Origin of the sequence: Pandoraea sp. (assembly GCF_041919235.1) — a bacterium.
Taxonomy (GTDB): Bacteria; Pseudomonadota; Gammaproteobacteria; order Burkholderiales; family Burkholderiaceae; genus Pandoraea.
Genome location: NZ_JAYRUC010000002.1, coordinates 238,857 through 262,867 on the forward strand (window position 1 = coordinate 238,857; position 24,011 = coordinate 262,867).

Annotated in this window: 19 protein-coding genes, 1 pseudogene and 1 riboswitch; of the genes and pseudogenes, 7 read left to right on the forward strand and 13 right to left on the reverse strand. The window is 61.8% G+C overall.

What is annotated here, in order from left to right:
* Window positions 1-244 precede the first annotated feature (244 nt).
* The gene (locus ACE3UG_RS02685; protein ID WP_374619232.1) at window positions 245-2,329 is read right to left on the reverse strand and encodes an ATP-dependent helicase; all 2,085 of its coding nucleotides are present in this window, start codon (window positions 2,327-2,329) and stop codon (window positions 245-247) included.
* Between the two features lie 166 nt (window positions 2,330-2,495).
* Between ACE3UG_RS02685 and ACE3UG_RS02690 the strand changes: the two genes are divergently transcribed.
* Complete coding sequence (locus ACE3UG_RS02690; RefSeq protein WP_374619234.1) at window positions 2,496-3,428, forward strand: DUF72 domain-containing protein; 933 nt, start codon at window positions 2,496-2,498, stop codon at window positions 3,426-3,428.
* Here ACE3UG_RS02690 and ACE3UG_RS02695 read toward each other — a convergent pair.
* The 4 genes and pseudogenes from ACE3UG_RS02695 to ACE3UG_RS02710 form a co-directional block, all read right to left on the reverse strand.
* On the reverse strand, window positions 3,425-4,762 hold the full coding sequence (locus ACE3UG_RS02695; protein ID WP_374619237.1) for a voltage-gated chloride channel family protein: 1,338 nt from the start codon (window positions 4,760-4,762) through the stop codon (window positions 3,425-3,427). The two genes, ACE3UG_RS02690 and ACE3UG_RS02695, sit on opposite strands and share 4 nt — an antisense overlap.
* Window positions 4,763-4,900: 138 nt before the next feature.
* Window positions 4,901-4,979, reverse strand: a riboswitch (Fluoride riboswitch).
* Window positions 4,980-5,139: 160 nt separating this feature from the next.
* Window positions 5,140-6,609 carry a catalase gene (locus ACE3UG_RS02700; protein ID WP_374619240.1) on the reverse strand — a complete coding sequence of 490 codons (1,470 nt, stop codon included), beginning with the start codon at window positions 6,607-6,609 and terminating at the stop codon, window positions 5,140-5,142.
* A gap of 273 nt (window positions 6,610-6,882) precedes the next feature.
* Window positions 6,883-8,040: pseudogene (locus ACE3UG_RS02705) on the reverse strand (cysteine desulfurase family protein); the annotation flags it as partial.
* Between the two features lie 282 nt (window positions 8,041-8,322).
* Entirely contained in the window at window positions 8,323-9,420 is a 1,098-nt protein-coding gene (locus ACE3UG_RS02710) for a saccharopine dehydrogenase C-terminal domain-containing protein (RefSeq protein ID WP_374619242.1), read from the reverse strand.
* 375 nt (window positions 9,421-9,795) lie between these two features.
* On the opposite strand from ACE3UG_RS02710, the gene ndhC reads away from it, so the two are divergent.
* Complete coding sequence (ndhC, locus tag ACE3UG_RS02715) at window positions 9,796-10,155, forward strand: NADH-quinone oxidoreductase subunit A (RefSeq protein ID WP_374619245.1); 360 nt, start codon at window positions 9,796-9,798, stop codon at window positions 10,153-10,155.
* 66 nt (window positions 10,156-10,221) lie between these two features.
* On the opposite strand, the gene ACE3UG_RS02720 is transcribed toward ndhC, so the two are convergent.
* Window positions 10,222-12,069, reverse strand: coding sequence for a sulfatase-like hydrolase/transferase (locus ACE3UG_RS02720; protein ID WP_374619248.1), 1,848 nt, complete (start codon window positions 12,067-12,069; stop codon window positions 10,222-10,224).
* A gap of 206 nt (window positions 12,070-12,275) precedes the next feature.
* Between ACE3UG_RS02720 and ACE3UG_RS02725 the strand changes: the two genes are divergently transcribed.
* Window positions 12,276-13,253, forward strand: coding sequence for a LysR family transcriptional regulator (locus ACE3UG_RS02725; RefSeq protein ID WP_374619251.1), 978 nt, complete (start codon window positions 12,276-12,278; stop codon window positions 13,251-13,253).
* A gap of 182 nt (window positions 13,254-13,435) precedes the next feature.
* On the opposite strand, the gene ACE3UG_RS02730 is transcribed toward ACE3UG_RS02725, so the two are convergent.
* The 7 genes from ACE3UG_RS02730 to ACE3UG_RS02760 form a co-directional block, all read right to left on the reverse strand.
* Window positions 13,436-14,236, reverse strand: a complete 801-nt coding sequence (locus tag ACE3UG_RS02730) for an ABC transporter permease (RefSeq protein WP_374619254.1) — start codon at window positions 14,234-14,236, stop codon at window positions 13,436-13,438.
* A 32-nt stretch (window positions 14,237-14,268) separates the two neighbouring features.
* The gene (locus tag ACE3UG_RS02735) at window positions 14,269-15,159 is read right to left on the reverse strand and encodes an ABC transporter ATP-binding protein (protein ID WP_374619257.1); all 891 of its coding nucleotides are present in this window, start codon (window positions 15,157-15,159) and stop codon (window positions 14,269-14,271) included.
* A gap of 198 nt (window positions 15,160-15,357) precedes the next feature.
* Window positions 15,358-17,604: a hypothetical protein gene (locus ACE3UG_RS02740; protein ID WP_374619259.1), complete on the reverse strand. Its 2,247-nt coding sequence runs from the start codon at window positions 17,602-17,604 to the stop codon at window positions 15,358-15,360.
* Window positions 17,585-18,406 carry a SagB family peptide dehydrogenase gene (locus ACE3UG_RS02745; protein WP_374619261.1) on the reverse strand — a complete coding sequence of 274 codons (822 nt, stop codon included), beginning with the start codon at window positions 18,404-18,406 and terminating at the stop codon, window positions 17,585-17,587. Before ACE3UG_RS02745 ends, ACE3UG_RS02740 begins: the two co-directional genes overlap by 20 nt.
* Before the next feature lie 37 nt (window positions 18,407-18,443).
* On the reverse strand, window positions 18,444-19,775 hold the full coding sequence (locus tag ACE3UG_RS02750; RefSeq protein WP_374619264.1) for a YcaO-like family protein: 1,332 nt from the start codon (window positions 19,773-19,775) through the stop codon (window positions 18,444-18,446).
* Window positions 19,765-20,820: a TOMM precursor leader peptide-binding protein gene (locus ACE3UG_RS02755; protein ID WP_374619267.1), complete on the reverse strand. Its 1,056-nt coding sequence runs from the start codon at window positions 20,818-20,820 to the stop codon at window positions 19,765-19,767. Before ACE3UG_RS02755 ends, ACE3UG_RS02750 begins: the two co-directional genes overlap by 11 nt.
* A 214-nt stretch (window positions 20,821-21,034) precedes the next feature.
* On the reverse strand, window positions 21,035-21,319 hold the full coding sequence (locus ACE3UG_RS02760) for a hypothetical protein (RefSeq protein WP_374619269.1): 285 nt from the start codon (window positions 21,317-21,319) through the stop codon (window positions 21,035-21,037).
* A gap of 105 nt (window positions 21,320-21,424) precedes the next feature.
* Here ACE3UG_RS02760 and ACE3UG_RS02765 point away from each other — a divergent pair, with 105 nt between their 5' ends.
* The 4 genes from ACE3UG_RS02765 to ACE3UG_RS02780 all read left to right on the forward strand — a co-directional run bounded on the left by ACE3UG_RS02765 (window position 21,425) and on the right by ACE3UG_RS02780 (window position 23,921).
* A complete protein-coding gene (locus ACE3UG_RS02765) occupies window positions 21,425-21,631 on the forward strand; it encodes a hypothetical protein (protein WP_374619272.1) in 207 nt (68 codons plus the stop codon).
* A 528-nt stretch (window positions 21,632-22,159) separates the two neighbouring features.
* Window positions 22,160-23,146, forward strand: a complete 987-nt coding sequence (locus ACE3UG_RS02770) for an SLAC1 anion channel family protein (protein ID WP_374619275.1) — start codon at window positions 22,160-22,162, stop codon at window positions 23,144-23,146.
* A gap of 84 nt (window positions 23,147-23,230) precedes the next feature.
* Complete coding sequence (locus ACE3UG_RS02775) at window positions 23,231-23,557, forward strand: multidrug efflux SMR transporter (protein ID WP_374619277.1); 327 nt, start codon at window positions 23,231-23,233, stop codon at window positions 23,555-23,557.
* Complete coding sequence (locus ACE3UG_RS02780; protein WP_374619279.1) at window positions 23,538-23,921, forward strand: RHS domain-containing protein; 384 nt, start codon at window positions 23,538-23,540, stop codon at window positions 23,919-23,921. The genes ACE3UG_RS02775 and ACE3UG_RS02780 overlap by 20 nt, the downstream gene beginning before the upstream one ends.
* Window positions 23,922-24,011: the final 90 nt, after the last annotated feature.

Sequence of the window (24,011 nt, forward strand, 5' to 3'; positions counted from 1 at the left end):
CGCATCCGTTCCGGCAAGCCCTGGCGAAACGTCCAAAACGTTCAAAACGTTCATGATGGCGGTGTGCCTCGCGCCGCCGCCGATGCGGCGACTATACCTGATGCGCGGACGACGGCAACTTTGGAAAATTTCCATCCCTGTCACCGCAGACGCGGCGAACGCGAGCGCCCCGGCGAAGGGGCGCGGTCAGCGGGGGTCGCCAGCGCGTCCACCCTGCAACGTGCGCGCGTGGCACAGCGCGATTTCACGACCATGCGCTACGCAGTTTACGGGCAACATCGATATGCACCGTCACGTCGCCCACCGGTCCCTTCGGGACATCGCCCTCGCGCGGTTTTGGGAAAATTTCGTACAACGGCAACATCGCGTCGGTGACGAAACGGCTGCGTGTGCCATACACATGGCGATCGCCCATGCCCGTTTGTTGATGTACGTAGAATCGCTGCGGCACGACCAGTTGCAGCGATTCCTTTGCCCGCGTCATCGCCACGTACAACAGCCGCCGCTCTTCCTCGATGTCCTCGTCGTCGCCCGTACTCATGTCCGACGGCATGCAGCCGTCCACCACGTTGAGCACATAGACCGAGTGCCACTCCTGCCCTTTCGCGCTGTGGATCGTCGACAGAATCAGATAATCTTCGTCGAGCAACGGGGGGCCGGATTGTGCACTCGTGGCGTCAGGGGGATCGAGCGTGAGTTCGGTCAGGAACTGTTCACGCGAGCCATACGTGCCCGCAATGCGCGCGAGCTGTTCAAGGTCGGCCTGACGCACGGCCGCGTCATCGAAGCGTTGCGTGAGCAGCGGTGCATACCAGCGCAGTGCCAGGTCGACATCGGCGGGCCACGCGAGGCGCGAGTCGTGCAATGTCGTGAAAACGTCGACGAACGCTCGCCAATCGGTCGCGGCAGCCGACGGCGGCTTGAAGTCTGCAAGTACATGCGCGGGCGTGGCCGATGCCGACATGGCGTCGAGCAGGCGCGTTGCGCTCACCGGTCCGATACCGGGGATGAGTTGCGCCACGCGAAACCCCGACAATCGGCTAGCCGGGTTGTGCGCCCATCGCAGGATCGACAGCATGTCCTTGACGTGCGCCGCCTCGAGAAACTTCAAGCCACCGAATTTCACGAACGGAATGTTGCGTCGCGTCAGCTCCAGTTCGAGCGCCGCGCTATGGCTGCCGGTACGAAACAACACGGCCTGCTGCATCAAGCGCGTGCCAGTCTCCCGTTGCGCCAGTACCTGATCGGCGACCCATCGCGCTTGTCCCGTTTCATCGCTCACGTTCACGAGTTGCGGCTTGCGTGCCGAGTGCCGATCGGTCCACAGCGCCTTCGCGTAGCGCTCGCTCGACTCGGCGATGACGGCATTGGACGCATCGAGAATCGGTTGTGTGGACCGGTAGTTGCGCTCGAGCGTAACCACATGCGCAGGCTCGGCAAACTGGCCCGGGAAATCGAGAATGTTGCGGATCGTCGCCGCCCGGAACGCATAGATCGACTGAGCGTCGTCGCCGACGACGCTCAGGCCGCGTCCGTCCGGTTTCATGGCAAGCAGAATCTGCGCCTGCAGCCGGTTGGTGTCCTGATACTCATCGACAAGAACATGATCGAAGCGTGCGCCCAGTTCGCGCGCGAGTTCCGGCGCGCTCATCGTCTCGGCCCAATACAGCAGCAGGTCGTCGTAATCGAGCACGTGCTGCGCCTGCTTCGCGTCGACATAGGCGCCGAAAAGCGTCTTGAGTTGCGCCTCCCATTGCGCACACCATGGAAAGTGCTTCGCGAGCACTTCCGCGAGCGGCGCCTGACTGTTCACCACGCGCGAATAAATCGAAAGACACGTTCCCTTGAGCGGAAAGCGCGATTGCGTCGCGGAAAAACCGAGTTCATGCCGCGCGAGTCCCAGCAGATCCTCGGCGTCGCTGCGGTCGTGAATGGTGAAAGCTTCCGACAAACCGATGCGCGTTGCGAAGTCGCGCAACAGACGCGCGCCGATCGCATGAAACGTTCCAGCCCACGGCAGCGATGGCGGCTGCGACGACGCGAGCCCCAGCACCTTCTGCAGCACGGCGCCCACGCGCCGCTCCATTTCACCGGCGGCACGGCGCGAGAACGTGAGCAGCAGGATGCGATTGGGGTCGGCCCCGCGCACGATCAGATGCGCCACGCGATGCGCGAGCGTGCTGGTCTTGCCCGAGCCAGCCCCAGCGATAACGAGCAGTGGCCCACCGGGCGCGCCGTCGTCACCCACGCCGTAGTCGACGGCCTCGCGCTGGCGGTCGTTGAGTTCGGCCCACGGGTCGCGGGCGGGAGCAGTCGGCTGTTCGGACATGCGAGATCTTGGAGCGTCACGACAATTCAGGCGGTTGCCCGAAAGTACGCTCATCGAGTACTGTATATTCATACATTATAACGACGGCATCGACGCCCATCGAGCCTCTTCGGAAATTGAGACGAATCCTGGTTTCCACCCCGCTGACCGTTCACTGGTTGGCCGCATGACGATTCGCATCGGCACGTCGTCGTGGACCGACCCGACGCTCATTGCATGCCAACGGTTCTATCCGCCGGGCGTCGCCACGCCCGAGGCGCGGCTGCGCCACTACGCGTCGCAGTTCGATCTGGTGGAGGTCGACAGCAGCTACTACCGCTTGCCCGACCCTGCCGTGGCATGGCGCTGGACACAGCGCACGCCCCCGTCGTTTCGCTTTCACATCAAGGCGTTTCGCGCGTTCACTGGCCATGCGACGCCGCGCTCGGCGCTCCCGGCCGATATCGCGCGGGCGCTTGGCGCTCCCGCCGAAGCGCCGCCAGGGCCGGAGCGCCGGCTTGCGCCGCACGACATCCCGACCGAGCTCAGCACCGAATTGTGGCGCCGCTATCTCGAAGCGATTGAGCCGTTGCGTCAGAGCGGGCAACTGGCGGCGATCCACTTCCAGTTCTCGCCGCGCGTGCAAAACGACCGGGCCGGGCGAGCGCTCGTCTTCGAGACCGCGCGGCGGCTCGATGGCGAGCCGCACGCGATCGAGTTTCGTCACCGGAGCTGGTTCGACACGCCCTCGCGCGAAGCCGCCACGCTGGCGATGTTGCGCGAGACCGGGGCGGCACATACCATCGTCGACAGTCCTGGCGGACTCGACAACACCGTGCCAGCCGTGTGGGCGACAACGCGCGACGACCTGTGCGTCTTACGTCTGCATGGCCGGAATGCCGCCGCGTGGAACCGGCAAGGTGTCGGCGCCTCGTCAGGACGCTTCGTGTATGAATACAGCGCGAGCGAACTGATCGACATTTCGGCGCGCGTCCAACGGATCGCCGCGCAGGCCGACGATACCCACGTTCTCTTCAACACCAATCACGAAGATCAGGGCATGAAGAACGCGTCGGCGTTTGCGCGCGCCCTCACCGGTCTCGCCCACGGCGTGTCTTAGGGGCTTCGCGTATCGTCCGTCGCTGCGGCGCCGGCCCTGCGCGCCTTGCGCCACGCAGGCAGGTCGGCGAGACGCGCGCCTTCAGGCACGCCGCCATGCTTGCCCAGTCCGACGCGTTGCGCGCGATAGATGCCTGTGTGTCCCGAGCAGAGGTAGGCCAGCACACAAGCGATCGCCGCATAGCCGCCGATCTGTGGGCCGAAGATCTCGATGGCCATCAGCGTCGAGGCAATGGGCGTGTTGGCCGCTCCGGCGAACACTGCCACAAAGCCAATGCCGGCGAGCACGGCCGCTGGCAACGTCAAGACATGCGATAGCGCGTTGCCCAGCGTCGCGCCGATATAGAACAGCGGCGTCACTTCCCCGCCCTTGAAGCCCGAGCCGAGCGTGATGACAGTGAAGAGCGCCTTGCCGAGAAAGTCGTACCAAGGAAGCGAGGTATGGAATGCGTCGACGATGGTCGGGATGCCCAGGCCGAGGTATTGCGGCGTGCCGAGCACCGTGGCTGCCACCGCGACGAGCGCGCCCCCGGCGAACGGCCGCAGCGGGGCGTAGGCGATGCGTCGCTTCATGAAGGCGGAGGTGGCGTGCGTGGCCTGTGCGAAGGCCATCCCGGCCAGTCCGCAAAGCACGCCGGCGGCGGCGGCACTGAGTGCGCCCGTGAGCGACATCGACGCGGCGAACAAGCCGGGCGCGATCGTGTATGCGGTGTGATGCACACCCAGGGCGCGCGTGACGGCGTCGCCGACCAGCGCCGCGACGACGCACGGCAGCAAGGCGTCGTAACGCAACCGTCCGATGGCAAGCACCTCCAGGCCGAACACGGCGCCCGCGAGCGGCGTGCCGAAAACCGATGCGAAGCCGGCCGCAATGCCTGCCATCAGCAGCACACGGCGTTGTTCGCCGGACAGCCGGAAGACGTGGGTCAGTTGATCGGCCAATGCACCGCCCATCTGCACGGCAGTCCCTTCGCGCCCGGCGGATCCGCCGAACAGATGCGTGACGACCGTGCCGAAGAGCACGAGCGGCGCCATGCGCAACGGCACGACGCGTTGCGGATCGTGAATCTCGTCGATCAACAGATTGTTACCTGCCTCGACACGGGCACCGAAACGCAGATACAGCCAGCCCACGGCGAAGCCGGCGAGGGGCAGCAAACCGAGCAGCCAGGGGTGCAGCAGGCGGGTATCGGTCGCGAAATCGAGCGCTATGAGAAACAGGGCCGAAGCCGTGCCGGCCATCACGCCGACGAGCGCCGCAAGCGCGCTGGCATGCGCCGCGCGCGGCAAGACATCGACCAGATCGCGCAATGGGGAATCGTGGAACATCTTCATGGTGCAGAACGTTGAGACGAGCGACGTCGTCGACACATTGCCTGAACACTGCCGGAAGGGAATCAGGATGCGAGGGAAAACGAGGAAAAAACGAGAGAAGCCCTCGTACGCATAGCCCGCAACCTCCCGGCACGCCAGGATCTTGCAGGCATCATCAGCCCCTGGGAAGGGCGGTTTGCGCAACGAACGCCGGAGGTATGCCATCTCCGCGAAGCAGCCGCCATGCTATCAGGAAGCGCGCGCGCTCACAATGCGCAGCAGCTTCCGACACGCATGGCCCACTCGGCGCCAAGCCCCGCCCGTACCGGAACGACGGTGACGATGGGTGGCATCGTCACCGGCCGGCACCGGCACGTCGGTATTGAAACGCTTACCGCTTACCGCTTCGCGGCCTTCACCGCTTGTTCGATACGCGCGCCGACCTCCGGATCGATTTTCTTCCAGTAGTCGAACGCGCGCTCAAGCACGGGACTTCGCACCCCGGCGAGCAATGCTCCCGACACGGTCTCGACAAGACGTGCACGCCCTTCGTCGTCGAATACCTTGCGCACGAGATCGCCCGGTTGTGAAAAATCGTCGTCCTCCGGATGCAACGTGTAGGCGCTGCGCACCATGTCCCCGTCGGACGCCCAGCCGTCCTCGGCAGGACCGGTCTGGTCGGCATACGGGCGAGCGCCGCTGTTGGGCACATAGGTCGGCGCATTGCCGCTGTGCTCGAATGCCATGTGGCCGTCGAACATGTACGACTGCACCGGCACCTTTGGACGATTGACCGGCAGTTGGTGGAAGTTCGTACCGATGCGATTGCGTTGCGCATCGTTGTAAGCGAAGGCGCGTCCCAGCAGCATCTTGTCGGGCGACAGGCCAATGCCCGGCACCGTATTGCCTGGCGAGAACGCCGCTTGCTCGATCTGCGCGAAGAAGTTTTCCGGATTGCGGTTGAGCGTCATCTTGCCCACCTTGATCAGCGGGTAGTCCTTGTGAGACCACGTCTTCGTCAGATCGAACGGATTGAAGCGGTACTTCTTGGCATCGGCATATGGCATGACCTGCACCGACATGACCCAGCTCGGGTGCTCACCCCGGGCGATGGCATCGAACAGGTCGCGGCGGTGGAAGTCGGCGTCCTGACCGGACATGATCGCCGCTTCCGCGTTGGAGAAGAACGCCATGCCTTGTTCGGAATGGAAGTGGTACTTGACCCAGAATTTCTCGCCGCTCGCGTTGATCCACATGTACGTATGCGAACCATAGCCGTTCATATGGCGCCAGGTGCGCGGCAGGCCGCGCTCGCCCATCAGATAGGTCACCTGGTGCGCCGACTCCGGGTTGTTCGTCCAGAAGTCCCATTGCATGTGGTTGTCACGCAGCCCCGAGTCCGGCAGACGCTTCTGACTTCGGATGAAGTGCGGGAACTTCATCGGGTCGCGCACGAAGAAGACGGGGGTATTGTTGCCGACGAGGTCGTAATTGCCTTCGTCGGTATAGAACTTCAGGGAGAAGCCACGTACGTCGCGCCAGGTGTCAGGGCTGCCAGATTCGCCAGCGACGGTGGAGAAACGCGCGAGCATGTCGACCGTGGCCCCTTTCTTGAACAGCGCGGCCTTGGTGTAACGGCTCACGTCCTCGGTCGTCTCGAACACGCCGAAGGCACCGGCCCCCTTGGCGTGCGGCTGACGCTCGGGCACCTTCTCCCGATTGAAGTGGGCCATCTGTTCGATGAAGTGAACGTCGTGAAGCAGCAGCGGGCCATCCGCCCCGACCGATAGCGTATTTCGATCGCTGGCTGCCGGTGCGCCTGCACCGGTTGTCGATCCGGTGTCCAGACGTTCTTTCTCTTTGCTCATAATGACCTCCGACGTGAAGGTGGGTGGGGAGTGGGGAGAGAATGAGACGGTTGGATTGCGCCATGTCACCCATCGTTCAAAACATCATACAAGACGACAGGACTCACTCGCAGGCGTCCGAAGCGTTGAATATTCTTCAACGGGCGATGGATCGCTCCCGCCCGTCCCTCGCCCCGCTTCCCTTCTCCCCTTCCCCCCTTCCCGCCCTTCTCCTGCGCGCCGTATCACAAGGGGCCCACCCCGGCCGGCGACCGCAGCGAGCGTCAGCGCTCAGGCGGCCAACGCCCGGCACTGACTGACGGCCCGTTCGAAGCAGGCAATCGCGAAGTCGACCGACGCTTGCGTCGTAAAGCGTCCGAGGCTCACGCGCACCGTGCGGCTTGCGGCTTCGCTGTCGAGACCGATCGCGCTCAGCACGTGAGATGGCCGCCCCGAGGCCGAGTTGCATGCCGAGGTCGACGAAACCGCCAGATTGCCGTTGAGCATGAACGTGAAAAACCCCGCATGCCCGACCGTCAGGCTCAGCGTGTGGGGAATGCGCCGGGCGTGCGCGGCGTTGTGCACCACGCCTTCGAGTGCCCCTACCCCATCGAGCAGGTGGCGGCTCAGTTGCGCGATGCGCGCATTGTCGGTCGTCATCGCCTGCATCGCCAGCTCGCACGCGGTCCCCATGCCGACGATCTGATGCGTGGCCAGCGTCCCCGAGCGCAAGCCACGCTCATGGCCACCGCCATGCATCTGCGCCGCGATGCGCGCCATGGCGCTCTTGTTCACATACAACGCGCCGATGCCCTTCGGGCCATAGACCTTGTGCGCCGACATCGACAGCAGGTCGATGCCCATCGCCTTGACATCGATAGGGGTCTTGCCGAGCGCCTGTGCCGCATCGACATGCAACAGTGCACCCGCCGCATGCACCACCTCGGCGATGGCCGCGACGTCGGTCAACGTGCCGAGTTCGTTATTGACGAGCATGACCGACACCAGCCCCGTATCGGGACGCAGCGCCGCCGCAACGGCATCGGCGCTGATCTCGCCGGTGGCCGATGGCAGCAGATACGTGACGGGCACGCCACGGGCTTCCAGACAGGCCATCGTGTCGAGGATCGCCTTGTGTTCGAGCGCACTTGTCACCAGATGCGGGCGAGACTGCGCCAGTTCCGAATACCCCTTGAGCGCGAGATTGTTCGACTCGGTCGCGCCGGACGTCCACACGATTTCGGCAGCGTCGGCCCCGATGAGTGCCGCGACCTGTGCACGCGAGCGCTCCACGAGACGACGCGCACCGACGCCCGCCGCGTGCGAACTCGACGCCGGGTTGCCGAAGACGCCGTCCACGCCGAGACAGTCGGACATGGCGGCAATGACCGCCGCATCCGCCGGCGTAGTGGCTGCGTAATCGAAGTAATGGAGTGGTTCTGTCTCGCGCATGATCGGCCCCGGATAAAAAAGTGCCTCGATCGTACGCGCGAGAAACGAGAAAAGGCTTGCGGAATCGCCCTACAGTTAGGATTTTCGGGTAAATATCCTCCCAAAAATGTCAAAAATATAGAAATTCCATCTCGTCGCAACCGAGTGCACGCCCTGCACTACAACAACGACATGGCTACTTCGCGCGCGCCGCCGGGCGCGTCGTCGCAACGACGGCCCGGGGGTGGCGAACGCTGCTTGGCGGGTTGTCGCGATGCCTTTGCACGGCGTGCCGGGCTTTCGTCACGAGAGGGATTCGATATGCGTCGAATGCGCGTACGCCTGACCGAACCGATTGGCCAGAAAATCCGGCAATGCAATCTGTTCCTGCCGCACGAAGCCGCGTTGAGGCAACTGTCCGGCGAAAAACATGTCGACGGCGGCGCAAATGGCCGATGCCGTGGTGATCTGAATCGCACTGGCGCTGTGCCCGTTGTTGCGCTCCGCGAAGATCTTCCTCGCAAATACCTCCTGGGTGAGCACTCCGGCCCGAAGGCCGCTCACGACCACGAAGATGAGCACCACGTCCTGCAAGGTACTGGGCACGGCGCGCTTGAGAATCGTCTTGATCGTTTCCTGATCGTCCTTGAGCCTCAGTTCGTTGAGCAGCACCTTCATCAAGGCACCATGGCCCGGATAGCGCACCGATTTGTAGTCGAGGTCGCGCACGCGCCCGCTCAAGGTCTCGCACAACGTGCCCAGCCCGCCCGAGGTGTTGAATGCCTCGTATTCCACGCCGTCGAGCGAGAAGTGCTCCAGATCTTCCAAGGGCAGAACGCTCAGTCGAACACCGTCGCGAATCGCCTCGCACGGCTGGCAGTACTCGTTGATGAGGCCATCGACGCTCCACGTCAGGTTGTATTTCAGTGAGTTCGTGGGGAAGGCCGGCAACGCGCCGACACGCATCTTCACGGCGTCGACCTGATCGAAGGTGGCGGCGAGATGATGAGCCGCAATGGCGATGAAGCCCGGGGCCAGTCCGCATTGCGGCATCAGCGCGCTCGACGCGCCCTCGGCCAATTGCTGAATCGCGTGGGTTGCCGCCACGTCCTCAGTCAGATCGAAGTAGTGACATTGCGCGGCGACGGCAGCCGTCGCTGCGCGCGTCGCCATCGTGTAGGGCAGTGCATTGACGACCGCGTCGTGGCCGGCGACAGCCGTTTTCAGCGAGTCGGTGTCGGCGCCGGTCAGTTCAACGAAGGCATGCGCGTACTCACGCACCGCCGCAGACGCTTGCGCGTTCCGGTCGAAAACCGTCACCTGATAGTCGCCGCTATCGTGCAACAGGCGCGCGATGGTCTGGCCGATGTGTCCAGCGCCAAGCAAAGCGATCTTCTTCATGTTTTCCCCCGTTTGGAAGCGCCGCAGTCGAAACGTCGAGTGATGGGCGCGGCGGTACGCCGAATCGAACAAACTGATCGAACTGATCGAATCGAGGTTTGCACGCGCGCTACGACATCAATTCTAGGGAGAGTGATCGATGAAATGTAGCGTTGATTCGTCGAAAAATAGCGTGTTTTCGTCATAATGACGATTGAATTGACGAATTGAATTTTTGGGGCGCACATGACGCCGTTTGCCGACGCGCCATGCCGGGGACATCCCCCAAAGCCGCTCGCCACGACGAACGTAAATTTCCTTCCCGATGACTAAGGTGCACCTCCCCCAAGCGCCATCCGGCCCGGCATCCGGCGTTGGCCTCATCAAGGAATCGCGGTGCACCTGCCTGAATATCTCCCTGTCTTGCTTTTTCTGGTGGTTGCCCTGCTCATCGGCGGTGGGCTGCTGGTGGTCGCCAGGCCCATTCGGCCGCATCGGCCCGACAATGCGAAGAATTCCCCTTATGAATGCGGGTTCAACGCGTTCGGCGACGCCCGAAAGCAGTTTGACGTTCGCTACTATCGCGTCGCCATCTTCTTCATCGTGTTCGACATCGAGTTGGCTTTCACGATTCCGTGGGCCGTCGCGATGCGAGACGTCGGCTGGCCCGGCTTTCTCGCGATGATGTTCTTTCTGTTCATACTTGCCGTTGGATTCGCGTACGAATGGGGCAGAAAGGCGTTGGAGTGGGAGTAGCGTCGGAATCGCTCAGCGGGCCGACACCCGCGTGAGGCATGCCACGCGGGGCCGATGAAGCCGGGTTCAACCTTCAAAAAACTGAACGTGCCCGTTGCGAATTGGCAGAACGTTCGGACTGTCCTCCCCCACCTCCGCGTCGATCATCTCGGTCAGGCGCGCATTCAACGCCAGGAGCACATCGCCGTTGGCTCTCACGTTCATGGCCAAATTGTGCTGCTCGTACGGATCGGCTTCGAGGTCATACAGTTCAACGTCGTTGTCGCGGAACAAGGCCTCGAGCGTTCGGGGGCGATTGTAGGCAGTGGCGGAGAAGTAGCGGGAGAAACGATAGCGGCCGTCGAACGCGCTGCGAATCATGCCTCGATGGCGAAAATCGGGCTGTCGCGTTCTGATCCGTCGTCGAATCTCGTCAGCAGACACACCTTTTTCGTGCAGCACCTTGAGTTCCCAGGCAAGCCACTCGCTATCGTAGAACAACAGCATTGCGTAGTTGAACAACGACGCCGAGCGCACCGCATTGATCTGGGCGCGACCGGGGTCGCGCAGCAACGGCGTCAGGTTGTGGCCATGCGCGCCGTTGCCGGCAATGCGGGCCACGTCAACCGCGTCGAGTCCGGTCAGGCCGAGGAGCGTCGGCGCGATATCGATATGCGAGGTCAGCGCGCGGCACGCCACGCCCCCCGGATACGCTGGGTGACGGATCACCAGCGGCACATTGTTTTGCTCTCGATAAGCCGTCGGCCCCTTGCCTACCAACTGGTGCGCGCCGACATGGTCGCCGTGGTCGGACGTCATCACGACGATGGTGTTCTCGTCGAGTCCCAGCGCGTGCAACGTATCGAGCAGGGTCACAACGTTCGCGTCACAGTCGCGAATGCAATTGAAGTAGTAATTCTGGTAGATCGTCAGACGATCGTCATCGATTGGATAGCTGCCGACCAGTAAGCCCTCTGCGCTGTTGTACTGACGATGCGCCAGCGGACGGCCGGGCGCGTCGTAAGGCTGCTTGCGCGAGACCGAAAGCGGCACATCCCACTTCGCCCCGTAGATCGCATCGCGAGGCGGACGCGCGTTGCCGACCGCCGGTCCATCGGCGTTCTGCCGGTTGACACCAACGGGATCGGTATTCAGAAACATGGCATCGTGCGGATTCACGAGATTGACGGCGATGAACCAAGGTTTCTTCTCACTGGCCAGTTGTTGTGCGCGGGTGCGCAACCACGACACGGCAGAGGCGGTCGTCAAGCGATCGTAGCTATACCCTCCCAACACGCCCCCGACCATGTCGCCAACGCCGAAGTAGTCGTTGAAACCGTAAGACTTGATGATCTCGTTGTACCGCTCGACCGGCGCATCGTACGGCGAGTGATTCACGTGCAACTTGCTCATGTGCCACTTGCCCAGGTAGGCGGAATAGTAGCCTGCGTCGCGCATCATGGTGCCCACGGTTCGGACCTCCGTCGACATGTCGCGCTGCCACGGCACACCCGCATTGTCCAGCACCCCCGTATGCTGGATGTGCCGACCGGTATAGATGGTCGAGCGCGACGGCGAGCAAACGCACGAAGCGATCTGGTGATTGACAAAGGTGATGCCCTCTCGGCGCATGCGCTCGCGACCCGGCACCGGCATCGGCCACGCGTCTGACTGACGCTCCTGGTCGGTCAAGATGAAAAGAATGTTGTAGCCCTTTGGGGGATGCAGCGGCGCTTCGACTGGCATGGCAGCGCGGGGCGACGCCTCCCTCGCCGCCCGATTCTCCCCGGTCGCCCGAGCGTCCGCCGCGATGCTCATCCCCCCACTTGCGGCTATTGCGACGCCCAGCGACTTGAGAAACGTACGACGATCGGCTCCAACCTTCGCACCCTCCGACGAGGTCGAATCGTCGGGAACATCTCTCTCATTCTTCATGTCTGTTGCTCCATGGTTCCTGCACCCAGAATTTCGTACCGATATCCGCATTCATTAAACGCCACATTCCATCGGACTACTTATGATTTAATTGTCTGCATAGTTAATAACAGATATTGTTCAGCCGAATTCATCGCCTTTTTATGAAAGATTGCGCTTGATAATTCACTTTTTCCGCATGAATGGATGAATAGAGGGAGGATGAGATGGCAGACTCTGCAGCGGAAGTGTCGGCCCGCATACAGCAACAACTACCGCAGGCGCTGCGAAAGTTACGGGTCCGCGATCTGGAACTGTTGTGTCTGCTCGCGCGCACACGTAGTTTTGCGCGCACGGCAGAATCGGGCGCGATTACGCAACCGGCGCTTTCGAAGTGGCTTCGCGAGATCGAAGCATCGCTCGACGTGCCTCTGTTCGAGCGAACGACTCGCCGCGTGGCGCCGACCCTATTCGGCGAGGCGCTTGTCGAGCGCGCCAAGCGCGTGTTGAACGATCTGGCGGGCGTGGCCCCGGCGATGCAGGCGTTGCGCGACGGACTCGGTCAGCCGGTCACCGTCGGTGTCCTCCATGGCATGGCCAGTGTGTTGATACCCAACGTGCTCGCGGGCATGAAACGCGACGGTCCGCTACCGCGCATCAATCTATGCATCGATACACTCGAGCGCTTGCTGCCTCGTTTGCATTGGCGCGAAATCGATCTGCTGGTCTGTCGACTCGACGCGAACGCATTGAATGCGGGATTCGACGCGGTACCGCTCTACAACGACGATGATGTTTATGTTTTTGGAGGACCGCAGCACCCCCTGGCGCGCGAAGCGGCCCCGAAGTGGTCACACGCCGCCCGCTACCCATGGATCGTGGCGCCACGAGGCGCTCCGATGCGCAGCGCCATCGAGGCCGAATTCGCGCATCACGGGCTCGCGATGCCGACGGTGATCATGGAATCGACGTCGCTGATGACCAATGCCGCTGCCGCCCGCATGCTGCCATGTCTGTTTCTGAGTTCCAAACTCGCGGTTCAGCGTTCGCCCTATTCCAATGCGCTCCACAACGTTGGGTTGCGCTTCACTCATTTCGAGCGAACGGTCGGCCTGCTTCACGGTCCCAGTCCGACGACGGCCACCGTCGCGCTGATCGACGTCATGCGAGAGGTCGCGCGTACATTTCCATCGTCGGCGTCGTGAGCGGTGAGCGGTGAGCGGTGAGCGGTGAGCGTCATCCGCGTCGTCAGCGAATGGGTAATTCGGCGCCAATGCCCCCGAACGCTGCCAAAAGTACGCGACATGTCACGCAGCGGCGGCGTGCCGGATCGACCCCGCACACGCGCGGGCGAGCGGCCTTCCCCGGAACGCGCGGCTGACCATCGCTAGCGCGACAGTTCCTGACGTCTGAAGAGCCAGAGGCTTGCCAGCGTGAACGCAGCCCCGTAAGCGAAGAGCAGTCCCCATGCGGCGTCCGTCGCGCCCCCAGTGTAGCCAAGCGCACGCAGCGTCACGACGGAAAACTGATAAGACGGCAGAATCGGGGCGAGCGTCTGCAACCACTTGGGGAGCATGTCCAGCGGCACCCAGAGTCCGCCACAGAGCGATAGCGGCAAATAGACGAGATTGATAATGCCAACGGCGGATCCGGGCGCGAGAATCAGTCCCAGAAACACGCCGATCGCGGAGAATGTAAAGACGCCGCCCGCAATGGCGGCCATCAGCCGGAACATCTCGGCAATGGAAATCGTCAATCCGGCCGTCAACACGCCCAACGCAATCAAGGCGAGCGCGATCAGTTCGCCGAAGGCGAGTGCCGCGAGAACCTTGGCGAACAAATAGGCATAGGTCGGCATTGGCGAAGCGCGCTTCAGTTCCAGCCAGCCGTGACTGCGCTCCGTCACCAATCCCACGCCGATGGCGAACATGGCAGCGCCCATCGCGCCGAAGGCCGAGTAGCTGGCGAGCAGATAGTGGGCGACGGGATGGCCTTGCACCACCTGGTTCGGGTGTGCCACACCAAATACCAGAAAAAAGACAATTGGCAGGCCAATGACCGAGAGTACGTAGGCGCGCTCTCTGACCAGCTTCACAATCTCGTACTGCGCTTCTTTCACGAATACGCGGGCCATGCGGCCGCGCGCGCCAAAGCCGACAGCGGTGTTTTCAACATCGATTCGATTCATATGGGTTCTCCCGTCGCCATGACGTCAAGGTGTCACGGCGTTTTATGACGCTCGGTGAGCGAAACGAATGCATCTTCGAGGGCCGCGACGGTGAGTTCGAGGTCGGTCAAATCGGGGTCGAGCGCCATCAATTCACGAACCGTGGCCTCGGGCGCCGAAGTCGATATCAGCGTCTTGGGACCATCCACGAGCACCGACAGTACGGAATCGAGGCATACGAGCCGCTCCTTGGCCAGCGTGGTTTTGCAGGAAATCGTACGATTCCCGTTGATCGCCTTGATCTCTGCCGGCGTGCCCTCTGCGATTTTCCTGCCGGCTTTCAGCACGACAATGCGATCGGCCAGTGCGTCCGCCTCTTCCAGATAGTGGGTCGTCAGGAGGATGGTTTTTCCCGCCGCAGCGAAGCGTCTGATCTGCTGCCACATCGAACGGCGTGTTTCGACGTCCATACTGACGGTTGGCTCATCCAGAAAAAGCAGATCGGGGTTGCCGCAGATTGCAAGTGCGAACAACAAGCGTTGTTGCTCGCCTCCCGAGAGCTTGCCGAACCGGCGTGTCTCCAGCCCTTTGAGTCCGGCAATGTCCAGAATCTCCGACCTTGCCAGCGGGTGGGGATAGTAGCTTCGAAAGAGATCGATGTGCTCTTCGATCCGAAGATTCTCCGGCACGCTCGCTTCTCCCACTTGCAACAAGGCGCCCGTACGTTCGCGCGCAAGGCGTGACCCCGCCTTATGTCCGAACAGGCTGACCTCACCGGCTGTCACGCCACTCAGACCGAGAAGAATCCGGATCGACGTCGTCTTGCCGGCCCCGTTCGGCCCGAGCAGCGCGACAATTTCGCCTGCGTACAGATCGAACGACAGGTTATCCAGCGCCAGGCGTCCGTCGATGGCGCGACTCACCGACTTGAACGATGCGATCAACGGCCGGCGATCCAAATATGTCACGACATCGCGGCGCACACTGCGGGAGGTCTCTGGGTAGGTATCTAACATTTTTTCGATGGGCATGATGCTTGTAACCGTAGGGAAAAGCGAACCTCGTACGGCACGGCGGCCATGCCTGTTCGCGTGGGTGCCCGACCGCGACGGATCGCGCCAAGAGGCATGGGGCGTTCTCCATTACCCGACCCCGACGACGTGTCGGTCTTCCAGCAAACGGACCGACATGGCGCAGGTGCGAATCGAGCAACCGAGCCGCTCGGCGAGTTGCGCGAGGGTGAGTGGCTTGTCCAGGCACTCGACGATGGCACGCTCGCGGCCGTCCAGTTCGATCGGAGGCAGATAGCGCTTGAAGTGGATCCGTAGGCGCTCACCGACGCGCACGATCGCCCCGAGCGCCGCGCCAGGGCGCACGACAAACGTTGCCAGCGCATCGTCCTCGGCCCCCCCGAGGGCGTAGTGCCTGCCGGCATACAGCAGATCCTGAATGTCATAGCGCCAACACGACCAGCATGCTTCACGTGCGGTCATCGGCAATTCGATGCCGTGGCGCGCGTCGGACAGTATGCTGCTCACGCGGGACATATCCATCGTGGGAAACAACGCCGCCAGCATGCCCGTAAGCGTTCGCTTGAGCGCGTCGTATCGCGGACCGGCGTAGGGGCACGGCGCGACGGCCTGCGACGAAAGCGCGACCGTCAAGGCGTCGCTCGCGACGCACGTATCGGCCTGCCCGGGCCGGGTCAACCGGGCAAACGCGACGGCCTTCCCGGCTTGCACGAAAGCCAAGCCGTGTTCAGCGGCTGCTGTGCAGAGCGCCTTGTCGAGCACGTTGCTGATTTCCTCGACGTCGGCCTCGCTGTCGTTCAGTGGCTTGCCGAGAACCGCTTGAGCGACACGCGGCGCGAGCGCTTCGGGCAGTGGATTGGACAACCAATGGACCGCTGCGCGCAGCCAATGACCCAGCGCCTCGGCCGTGTTGCCACGCAGTGTTTCGAGTTGTGCGTGACATAAGTTCATATACAGCAGATCGCTGTCCGTTCGGGCGCCCGAGGTGACATGAAATGCCAAGCGGTAGTACTGCGCGGACTGATGAAGATCGCCGACTTTTTTGTGAATGCGCGCGAGGTTGAGCGCGTTGATATACAACAGATGCCAGTCCCGCCGACGCGGGTCCCGCAAGCTCGCTTCAATCTCCTTCTCCAGCAAGAGCGCCCCGTCGACGTCGCCCGATTTCAACTTCGCGAGTGCGGAAATATTCAGCAAATACAAGGCCAGACGCGGAGAAGCGTCTGGATTGAAGTGTTTGCGCGCAAGGTCGAAATAGTCGTTCGCATCGCGTGCGCGCCCGGTCATCACGAGGCCCCATGCCTTGCTCTGGTACAGCGACGCCTTGACGTCGTCAGGCATCGAATCGCTGGGCAGCATGCCCTGTGCCGTGCGCTCGAACCGCATCAGCGCAATCAGAATGCGCTGCTTTTGCGCCTCGACGGCGGCGCACTGCCTCGCGTCGAGCGCGCGGGTATCGATGCCATCCAGAATTTTCAGCGCAGCATCGTAGCCGCCTTCGGCGAAACATTGCCCCGCAAAGGCTTGCAGCAACGGCACATTCTGAATCGGCGCGCGCAGCGCAAGGTAGGCCCGCAGATAATTAGGCAGCGCAAGCGTCGCGAGCCGTTGCAATTGCGCGGCTTGCATTGTTCCCGCGCTCGCGTTCGGAGAGATCAGCAATCTGCCATCTCGCACACGCAGACAAGGCAACGTCAGGTTGGCTGCGGCCAACCATTGTTCCAGCACCAGCCCTGCAAACCCGCAGCCAGCCTGCGACAAGGCACGGGCAGCGGGCGCATTGAACGGAACCCATTCGATGCCGGCGACTGGCGACATTTCCTCGTCCGAACGAGCGATGCACCAGAGCTGAAAGCCTTCTTGCGGGGCAGCGTCGCTGAGCAGCTTGAGCAGGTAAAGGTTCTCGACGCCCCATAGGAGGTCGTCTTTCGGTGCCACGACAAACACATGACTGATGGCGTACTCGCGAATACGTGCGGCGATGCGGCACGCAAACTCGTAGGCCATCGCGAAGTTGCGGTTCCCGCTGCTTTCCGCGTCGACCAATTGGCTGACCGTATCGGCGTAGGCATCGACCCCTGGATAATCGTCGTGAAGGATCGGCAGTATCGGCGGTGGCTCGCACAGATCCAACTGTCCGCATAACTCACGGGCGAGCCAATGGCCGCGCCAGGGGCCGCAGCTCAGATCGGCGAATATGCACTGTCGGCCCAGCTCGTCCACCTGGGCATCGCGCGCGAGTTGCGCGAAATCATGGAAGCAATAGGCAGTGACCCGCCGCGCGCCTGGCCTTCGGCGGATGTGAACCGTCTGCACTGGAGGTTCGCCCGGATTCCGTTCAGCCGCGCGCGTCATCATCGTCTCTCGCACACAGGCCGTTGAGATACAGGATCGAATGATTGAGTCCATCGAGACCCAACATGTCATCGATCAGTCGATCATGAAAGCCGCCAAGGTTGATTACACCGAGGCCGAGCGCCGTCGCGCCCAGATTGATGTTCTGAGCAACGTGACCAGCCTCTAACAGAGTGAAGCGATAGCCTTTGTCGCGATACTTGAAGACCGAGCGATTGAACAGCGCGGTGATGAAAATGGTCACCGAGAGCTTCGATGGCAGATCGCGTTGGAATTCCACCAATGCGCGCGAAAGCTGGTCGTCACAGTTGCCGGACGAGACTTGATGCAACGCGTTGGCTTCTGGCGAGTAGTGGAATATCCCCGGGGGCAATCCTTCAACGAAGCCTGAGTGGTAAAAGTACAGTTCCAGTGGATAGAGCGCGCCGCCCGATGGGACGCTGCGAAACGCTCGATGAATGTGCGCGTTGTCGTGGTTGTCCCGCGTCAGGCCGTAGGCGAAATGCAGGATAGTGCGCAACGCCAGGAGAGAGATCGATACCGGGCGGATCGCGCTTGGGGTGATGCGTCCAAGCACCGTTTCGGCAAACCCGCGCTCGACCGGCGCCAGGGCATCGGGTAGCGCAATACTCGCCAGATTTCGGTACGGCAAGCTCTCATAGAGGCCATTCATCTCCTCCACGACACGCTCGGTCGGCAGTCCAATGTCGTAGTGGCCGGTCTTTGAGCATTCGTGGAACTGCTCCCAGGCCGTGCCCGACGATTCGCTGGCCAGCTCTGTTTCAAGCCATTTCGTGTTCAGCATCTGTCCTTCTCGCTAAGAAAGGTCCCATTCGCGCCGCTCAGGGGAATGGATGCGGATAATGGAAGTCGCCATCTGCCGGCGTGATGCCGGTGTAGCCGAGGCGCTGCGGTATCGTCCAAAGCCGTTTGCCACCGAGCGCGCGGTGGTGATACCCCATGAACAGCGGGTGATATCCGGGCACGAGCGCACGCACGACGGTCAATCCGAGATCGCGAACGTCGGGTGTGGTGATATCACTCACCAGCGCGCGGTAGCCTGACTCATGGATGCGTGAGACCAACCGCTTGAGCTGCTCGCCTGCGTTGTCGCCACACAAATTCGGCATTGCGCTGAAGTCGATCGTCTGCGCCGACTGAAACAGGAATTCCGCGTGATGCACGTGCGCCGGGTCAGTCCAGAAATTGACGTGATCGACCTGCCCGAGGATGTTGTCGAACTCTGCGTCGGCTTGCACCGGCTCGACTTCGCTTTTGATCTGAAACGCGTATCGCTCCGTGTGCGCCAACTCTTCCAGCGCTTTTCTCACCGCTTCTTCGGCGCTCGGTGCCGCCGACGCCGCGACGACAATGGGCAGAAAATCGCGCGAGTGACGCCCGACCGCCAGCACGGCAGGCACGCCCGTTTCATTACTGATGTTCATCAGGTGGATGCGGTACCCAACGTCTTCGAAGCGCGCCACCAAATCACGATTGTCGGCGGACAGCGTTGCGTTGCGGATGCGCGGCCGGGACAAACGTGCTTGCCACGTCATCGAGAAGCAGTCGCGCTCGATGACCTCGCACAGGCCGCCGAGCGCGGCCTCCTGGTAGCTGCAATGGCACGACAGGCCCGTCGAGATGGGCTGCGTAATGGCGGATTCGTCGCCGCCCTCCTGGAAAAAATAGGGCACGTAGACCATCGCTGCCGGCACATGGGTCACGCCACCGGTTGTCAGATCCACGGCGGGTGCCCAGCGCACCGGCGACGTCGTGGTGAACGGATCGAACATGAAGCCGTCGAAGGCGTGCTGCGCGTCCGAATAGAGGGCGAACTCGGTCGGGTGGACGCAATCGAAGGGGGCGTCTTCGAACGAGACCAGCGGAAATTCCCGCTTGTCGTAGATCGCCGCGCAATAGCGCTCGATGGCTTCGCCGATCGCTTTGGCCAGGGCCATGCTTCGCGTGGTCGCGGCGCCGCCGCCCACCGCGAAGTTCTGATACTCGCCGAAGGCCTCGGTGTTGGCCGCCGTGCAGTTGAACCGAAGGAACCGCGGGGAATCCGCCTCGGCCGGGTGTTCGCGTACCTGTTGAATGAGTCCAACGTGTTCGTCGAGGAGATACGGCAGGATATCGGTAAGGCGCGAGAGCGGCGCATGCACATCAATCTTCATGGTAGCCCTCGAGCTGGCGAATCTGATTCCACGCTTCGGTTGAAGTGAGTTGCTTGTGGATGTTTGTCTGCGCACGCTCGCGCAGTCCGCTGCAAACCGGGCAGCGTGGCGCCTTCATCAACTTGCGCCGATCCATCGCGCCGCTGAGCAGACTGATTTCACAAAGCGAGCCGGTGTCCCATTGAATGTTCGACTTGAACTTGACCAGGTCGAACTGGGCGACGCTTGCCAGCACCTGCAGCATCGAGCGGTGATAAGCCGCTACGTGTTGTCCGTCGAACGCATGGCGCTCCATCACGCGCCTTTCCTCGAACCCGATGGCGTTGGAATTCTGCCGCGTCTGCAGGCACGCGTAGCAAGCCGATTCCGTGGGTATCACGAGCGGTCCGCAGTAGCCGACCAGGTTCTCGAGCAACACCGGATAGAACGCGATGCGCCGGGTTACCGCGTATTCGTTCCAGCGCTCGAGCAGGAAGCTACCGCCGAACTCCGACGCCGCGACGACGAAGCCGCACGCGTCGCGCGGGCCGTCGATGAAGCGGTCCTCGTCGACAATATGGTCATGCTGCTCACGCCAGAACGCCGACGTCAGTTGGAAGTCGTCGTCGTAGAGCGTGACGTTTCGCAACATCGGGTCGTCGACCACGATGTAGTTCTCAAGGCCGTCGTCGAGCATCGCCTGCAACAGATGCTGGTTGAGCCGATTGATACCGACGAAGGCCCAGCATGTTTCGTTCAGGGTTTTGGCGATACGCGTCTGGGACTGATTGAAATGCCAGTAGAAGATGTCCGTCGGACTTTCAGTCGCGCCGCCGGGTTGCTTGATGGCGTCGACATCCGTCGGCACGATGAAGCGTTTCGCCCGAAGCAAGTCCAGCAGCGATTCGACGAGCGGACGTACCGGCCCGGCAAACAGATCCGCGAGTTCCTGCTGTGTGCATGGCTTCTGCAACATCGCTTTCTGGAGCACGCGCATGACGAGCAGTGCATTGAGGTCTGGAACGAGAATCTGCTCTACCCCTCGGCGCAAGACGATTCCGTCCATCTCCCTGGCAATTTGTATCGGCAACAATCTAAGTGTTTCATTCGGGTTCAAATCGACCTCGGCAAGTGGACAGTAAGGCGAATGAGAGATGCGGAGAAGAAGCGACCGCGAAGGAGCGCCCGGGCCGACTGCGGCGCCGAGTCAGGGGGCGAAATCAACGACACCCTGAGCGGCATCGGCAACATGCAGCGGCCCGGGCAAGCACATGCCTGCGTCAGGCAGCGGCCTTGACGACGGCTACCGCTGTGCAGCAACAGGCTGGCGTGCAGCAGCAGCAGGCGCTTGCCATCATGAGCTCGTCAGACGAACCCAGTCGGCTGTGTCGGTTGAACGCCTCCTGAATCGATTGCAGATCGCGCGGCGCATGCTGCTCGACGCGCCGCGTGTCGTCATGCCAGGCAAACGTGATTGGATCGTCCGCAAGCAATTCGAGCGCCGTGGGCGTCAGAAGCGATTGGATGCCGTTGTCGAGAACGGCGTGGGTGGTGATTTGAGACATTGCATAAACTCCTTGGTTAGGGGGAACAACATCGAGGGTTCTATGTGAGGTGACGAGCGCCATACACTGGCAGCCAAGGCGCGTCGCCCGAATCGCGGGTGACGCGTGGCCGCAATCGATGGCATCACTCAAAACATTGCGGTGTGCCCGATCACCTTCGCCGGCACATGCGATGAAGCGCTGTATGCCGTGATTGGAATCATTATTCGACTATTCCCCGCGTTGATTAGTGAAAAGAGACGATGGATAAATGTCTCGCGCGACATGAGTCGACAACGCCTCGAAGTGGCGTTCGGCAAGAATGTTGGATGAGCGTCTTAGGAGCGCTCGCATCGCAAGACGGCGCGGTGGGCGCACCACGAAATGCCGGTGTTGCCGAACGAATAGGCCGTGCCGGACACGTTGCGTCACTTGAGACCGGTAGCGCCGATGTTGGGTCTGCACGCCGAACACTCGGGCGTATGGGTCACGTCTCTCTTGATCGCCAGATTGCCGCTCTGGACGTTCAGAGCCGCGCGAAACGTTGCGGCGCGTGAGAGGTGTGAGAGGTGTGAGAGGTGTGAGAGGTGTGAGAGGTGTGTGAGGTGTGTGAGGTGAGGAAAGCGTGCCGTGAACGCGATTGGTCGGTGCAGTTCGCCATCGGTTCGAAGCAGGCCTGACGCGACTTTTCGCGCGGATGGCAAGGTTTGTCGCAACGTTGGCAGAAATTGTCGCTTTGCATCACTTTCGGTCTGGCGCAACGCATCCCATAATTTCTTGACGATGCGGGCGAAGGTTGGCTCGAGCGAGTCTGGCTGCCACTGAGGCGCCAGCGTATGGCCGAAAGCCAATGAGGACATCATGAGTATTGCAACCACCGCGACGCGATCTGTTCAGCGGCGTAGCTCGATAAAACATCTTCCCGTCAACCTGTTCGCTTCGGTCATGGGCATTTCCGGACTGTCGCTTGCCTGGCGCGGCGCGCATAAGCTGTTTGGCGCCGATGTGGCGATCGCCGAGGGCATCGGCGTCGTTGCCATTCTTACGTTCCTGGTTCTCGCAATTGGCTACGGCGTGAAGTGGGTGCGGTACCCGGCGGCTGTCAAAGCGGAGTTCAATCACCCTATCGCAGGCAACTTCTTCGGCACGGTGACGATTGCGATATTGCTGTTGTCGTCGGTGATCGGCTTTTACAGCACGGCGTTTGGTGAAGTCGTCTGGACCGTCGGCGCGATTCTGACGATCGGGCTGGCCTTCATCGTTGCCGGGCGGTTGTTCCGGGGCAAGGAAGATCCGGCGCACGCTGCACCGGCGTGGCTGATTCCCGGCGTTGCGACGCTTGATATTGCCGTGGCGGGCGGCACCATGCCGATGGCGTGGGCGCACGAGGTCAACATGTTTTCGATTGCCATCGGCACGATGATTGCCCTGGTGTTCTTCACCATGATTTTCTCTCGCGTGGTGCACCACGAGCCGTTGCCGGCTGGCATGGTTCCGTCGCTGATTATCATGATTGCGCCGTTCGAGGTCGGGTTTTTGGCGTACGTGAATATGGTCCAGCATGTGGACATGTTTGCGGGCCTGCTCTTCTACTTTGGCTTGTTCCTGTTCATCTCGCTCTCCTTCAAAGTATTTCGCCGGTCGATTCCCTTCGCCGCCTCGTGGTGGGCCATTAGCTTCCCGATAGCGGCACTGTCCAATGCGGCGATCAGGTATGCGGCTTACTCGGATACGTGGGTGCTGAAGGCGTTGGCCGGCGTTATTCTTGCCTTTCTGAGCGTTGCGATCGTGGTGCTCTTCATTCGCACGTTGCACCGTCTCTTCACGCACCGTCTCCTCGTCGGCTGAGATTGCCGTTACTGCGTGGCACCCTCGCGCGAGGGTGCGTTTTCCCTTCGGGTGGAACGCCCGACGAAACATTGGTCGTACCTTATGTCGTGGACTTTGCTAAGTATTGCTGGGCTTCTGGAAATCGCTTTCGCCTTCGGGATGAAATGGTCCAGCGGATTCAGCCGACTTTGGCCGAGCGTCTTTGCGGTCATCACGGGGTTGGCCAGCATCGGGCTGCTGACCACGGCGCTCAAGTCGCTTCCGGTAGGCACAGCGTATGCGGTCTGGACGGGCATCGGCGCGGCTGGCACCGCCGTTGTGGGGATGGTTTTCCTCGGCGAGTCGACCTCGGTCGCTCGTGTGACGTGCATCACGCTCATCATGTGTGGCGTGGCGGGCTTGCGGCTGTTTGCAGAGCAGGTCGCATAGCATCACGCGCGCACATGCGTCTCTATACCTGCATAAGCCGGGCACGTTTGTGCCGCTCGCGCGGATTGACGAGAGGTTGATTGAACCGGGCTTTCTGGCTACGGGCAAGGATGGCAATCCGGTGTGGGTGCGGTCCAAGACGAAGCACACGACGCTGTTCTATCTGAACGACCATCTGGGCACGCCACAAGAGGTGGTAGACAATACCGGCAAGGTGGTGTGGCTGGGACGGTATCGGGCGTGGGGTAAGACGAAGTCGGTGTGGGGGCAAGACGACCCGGCAGAATTTGCCAATCCGATTCGGTTCCAGGAACAGTACTGCGATGATGGTAATGCCCCCGTTTTCCACGGCCGCGAGAAGTAGAAACTAAGCGGCCATGGCCAGCCGCTGCTTCGGGGTAAAACCGCCCAATGCCATATTGGGGCGCTCGTGATTGTAAGTCCACATCCAGTC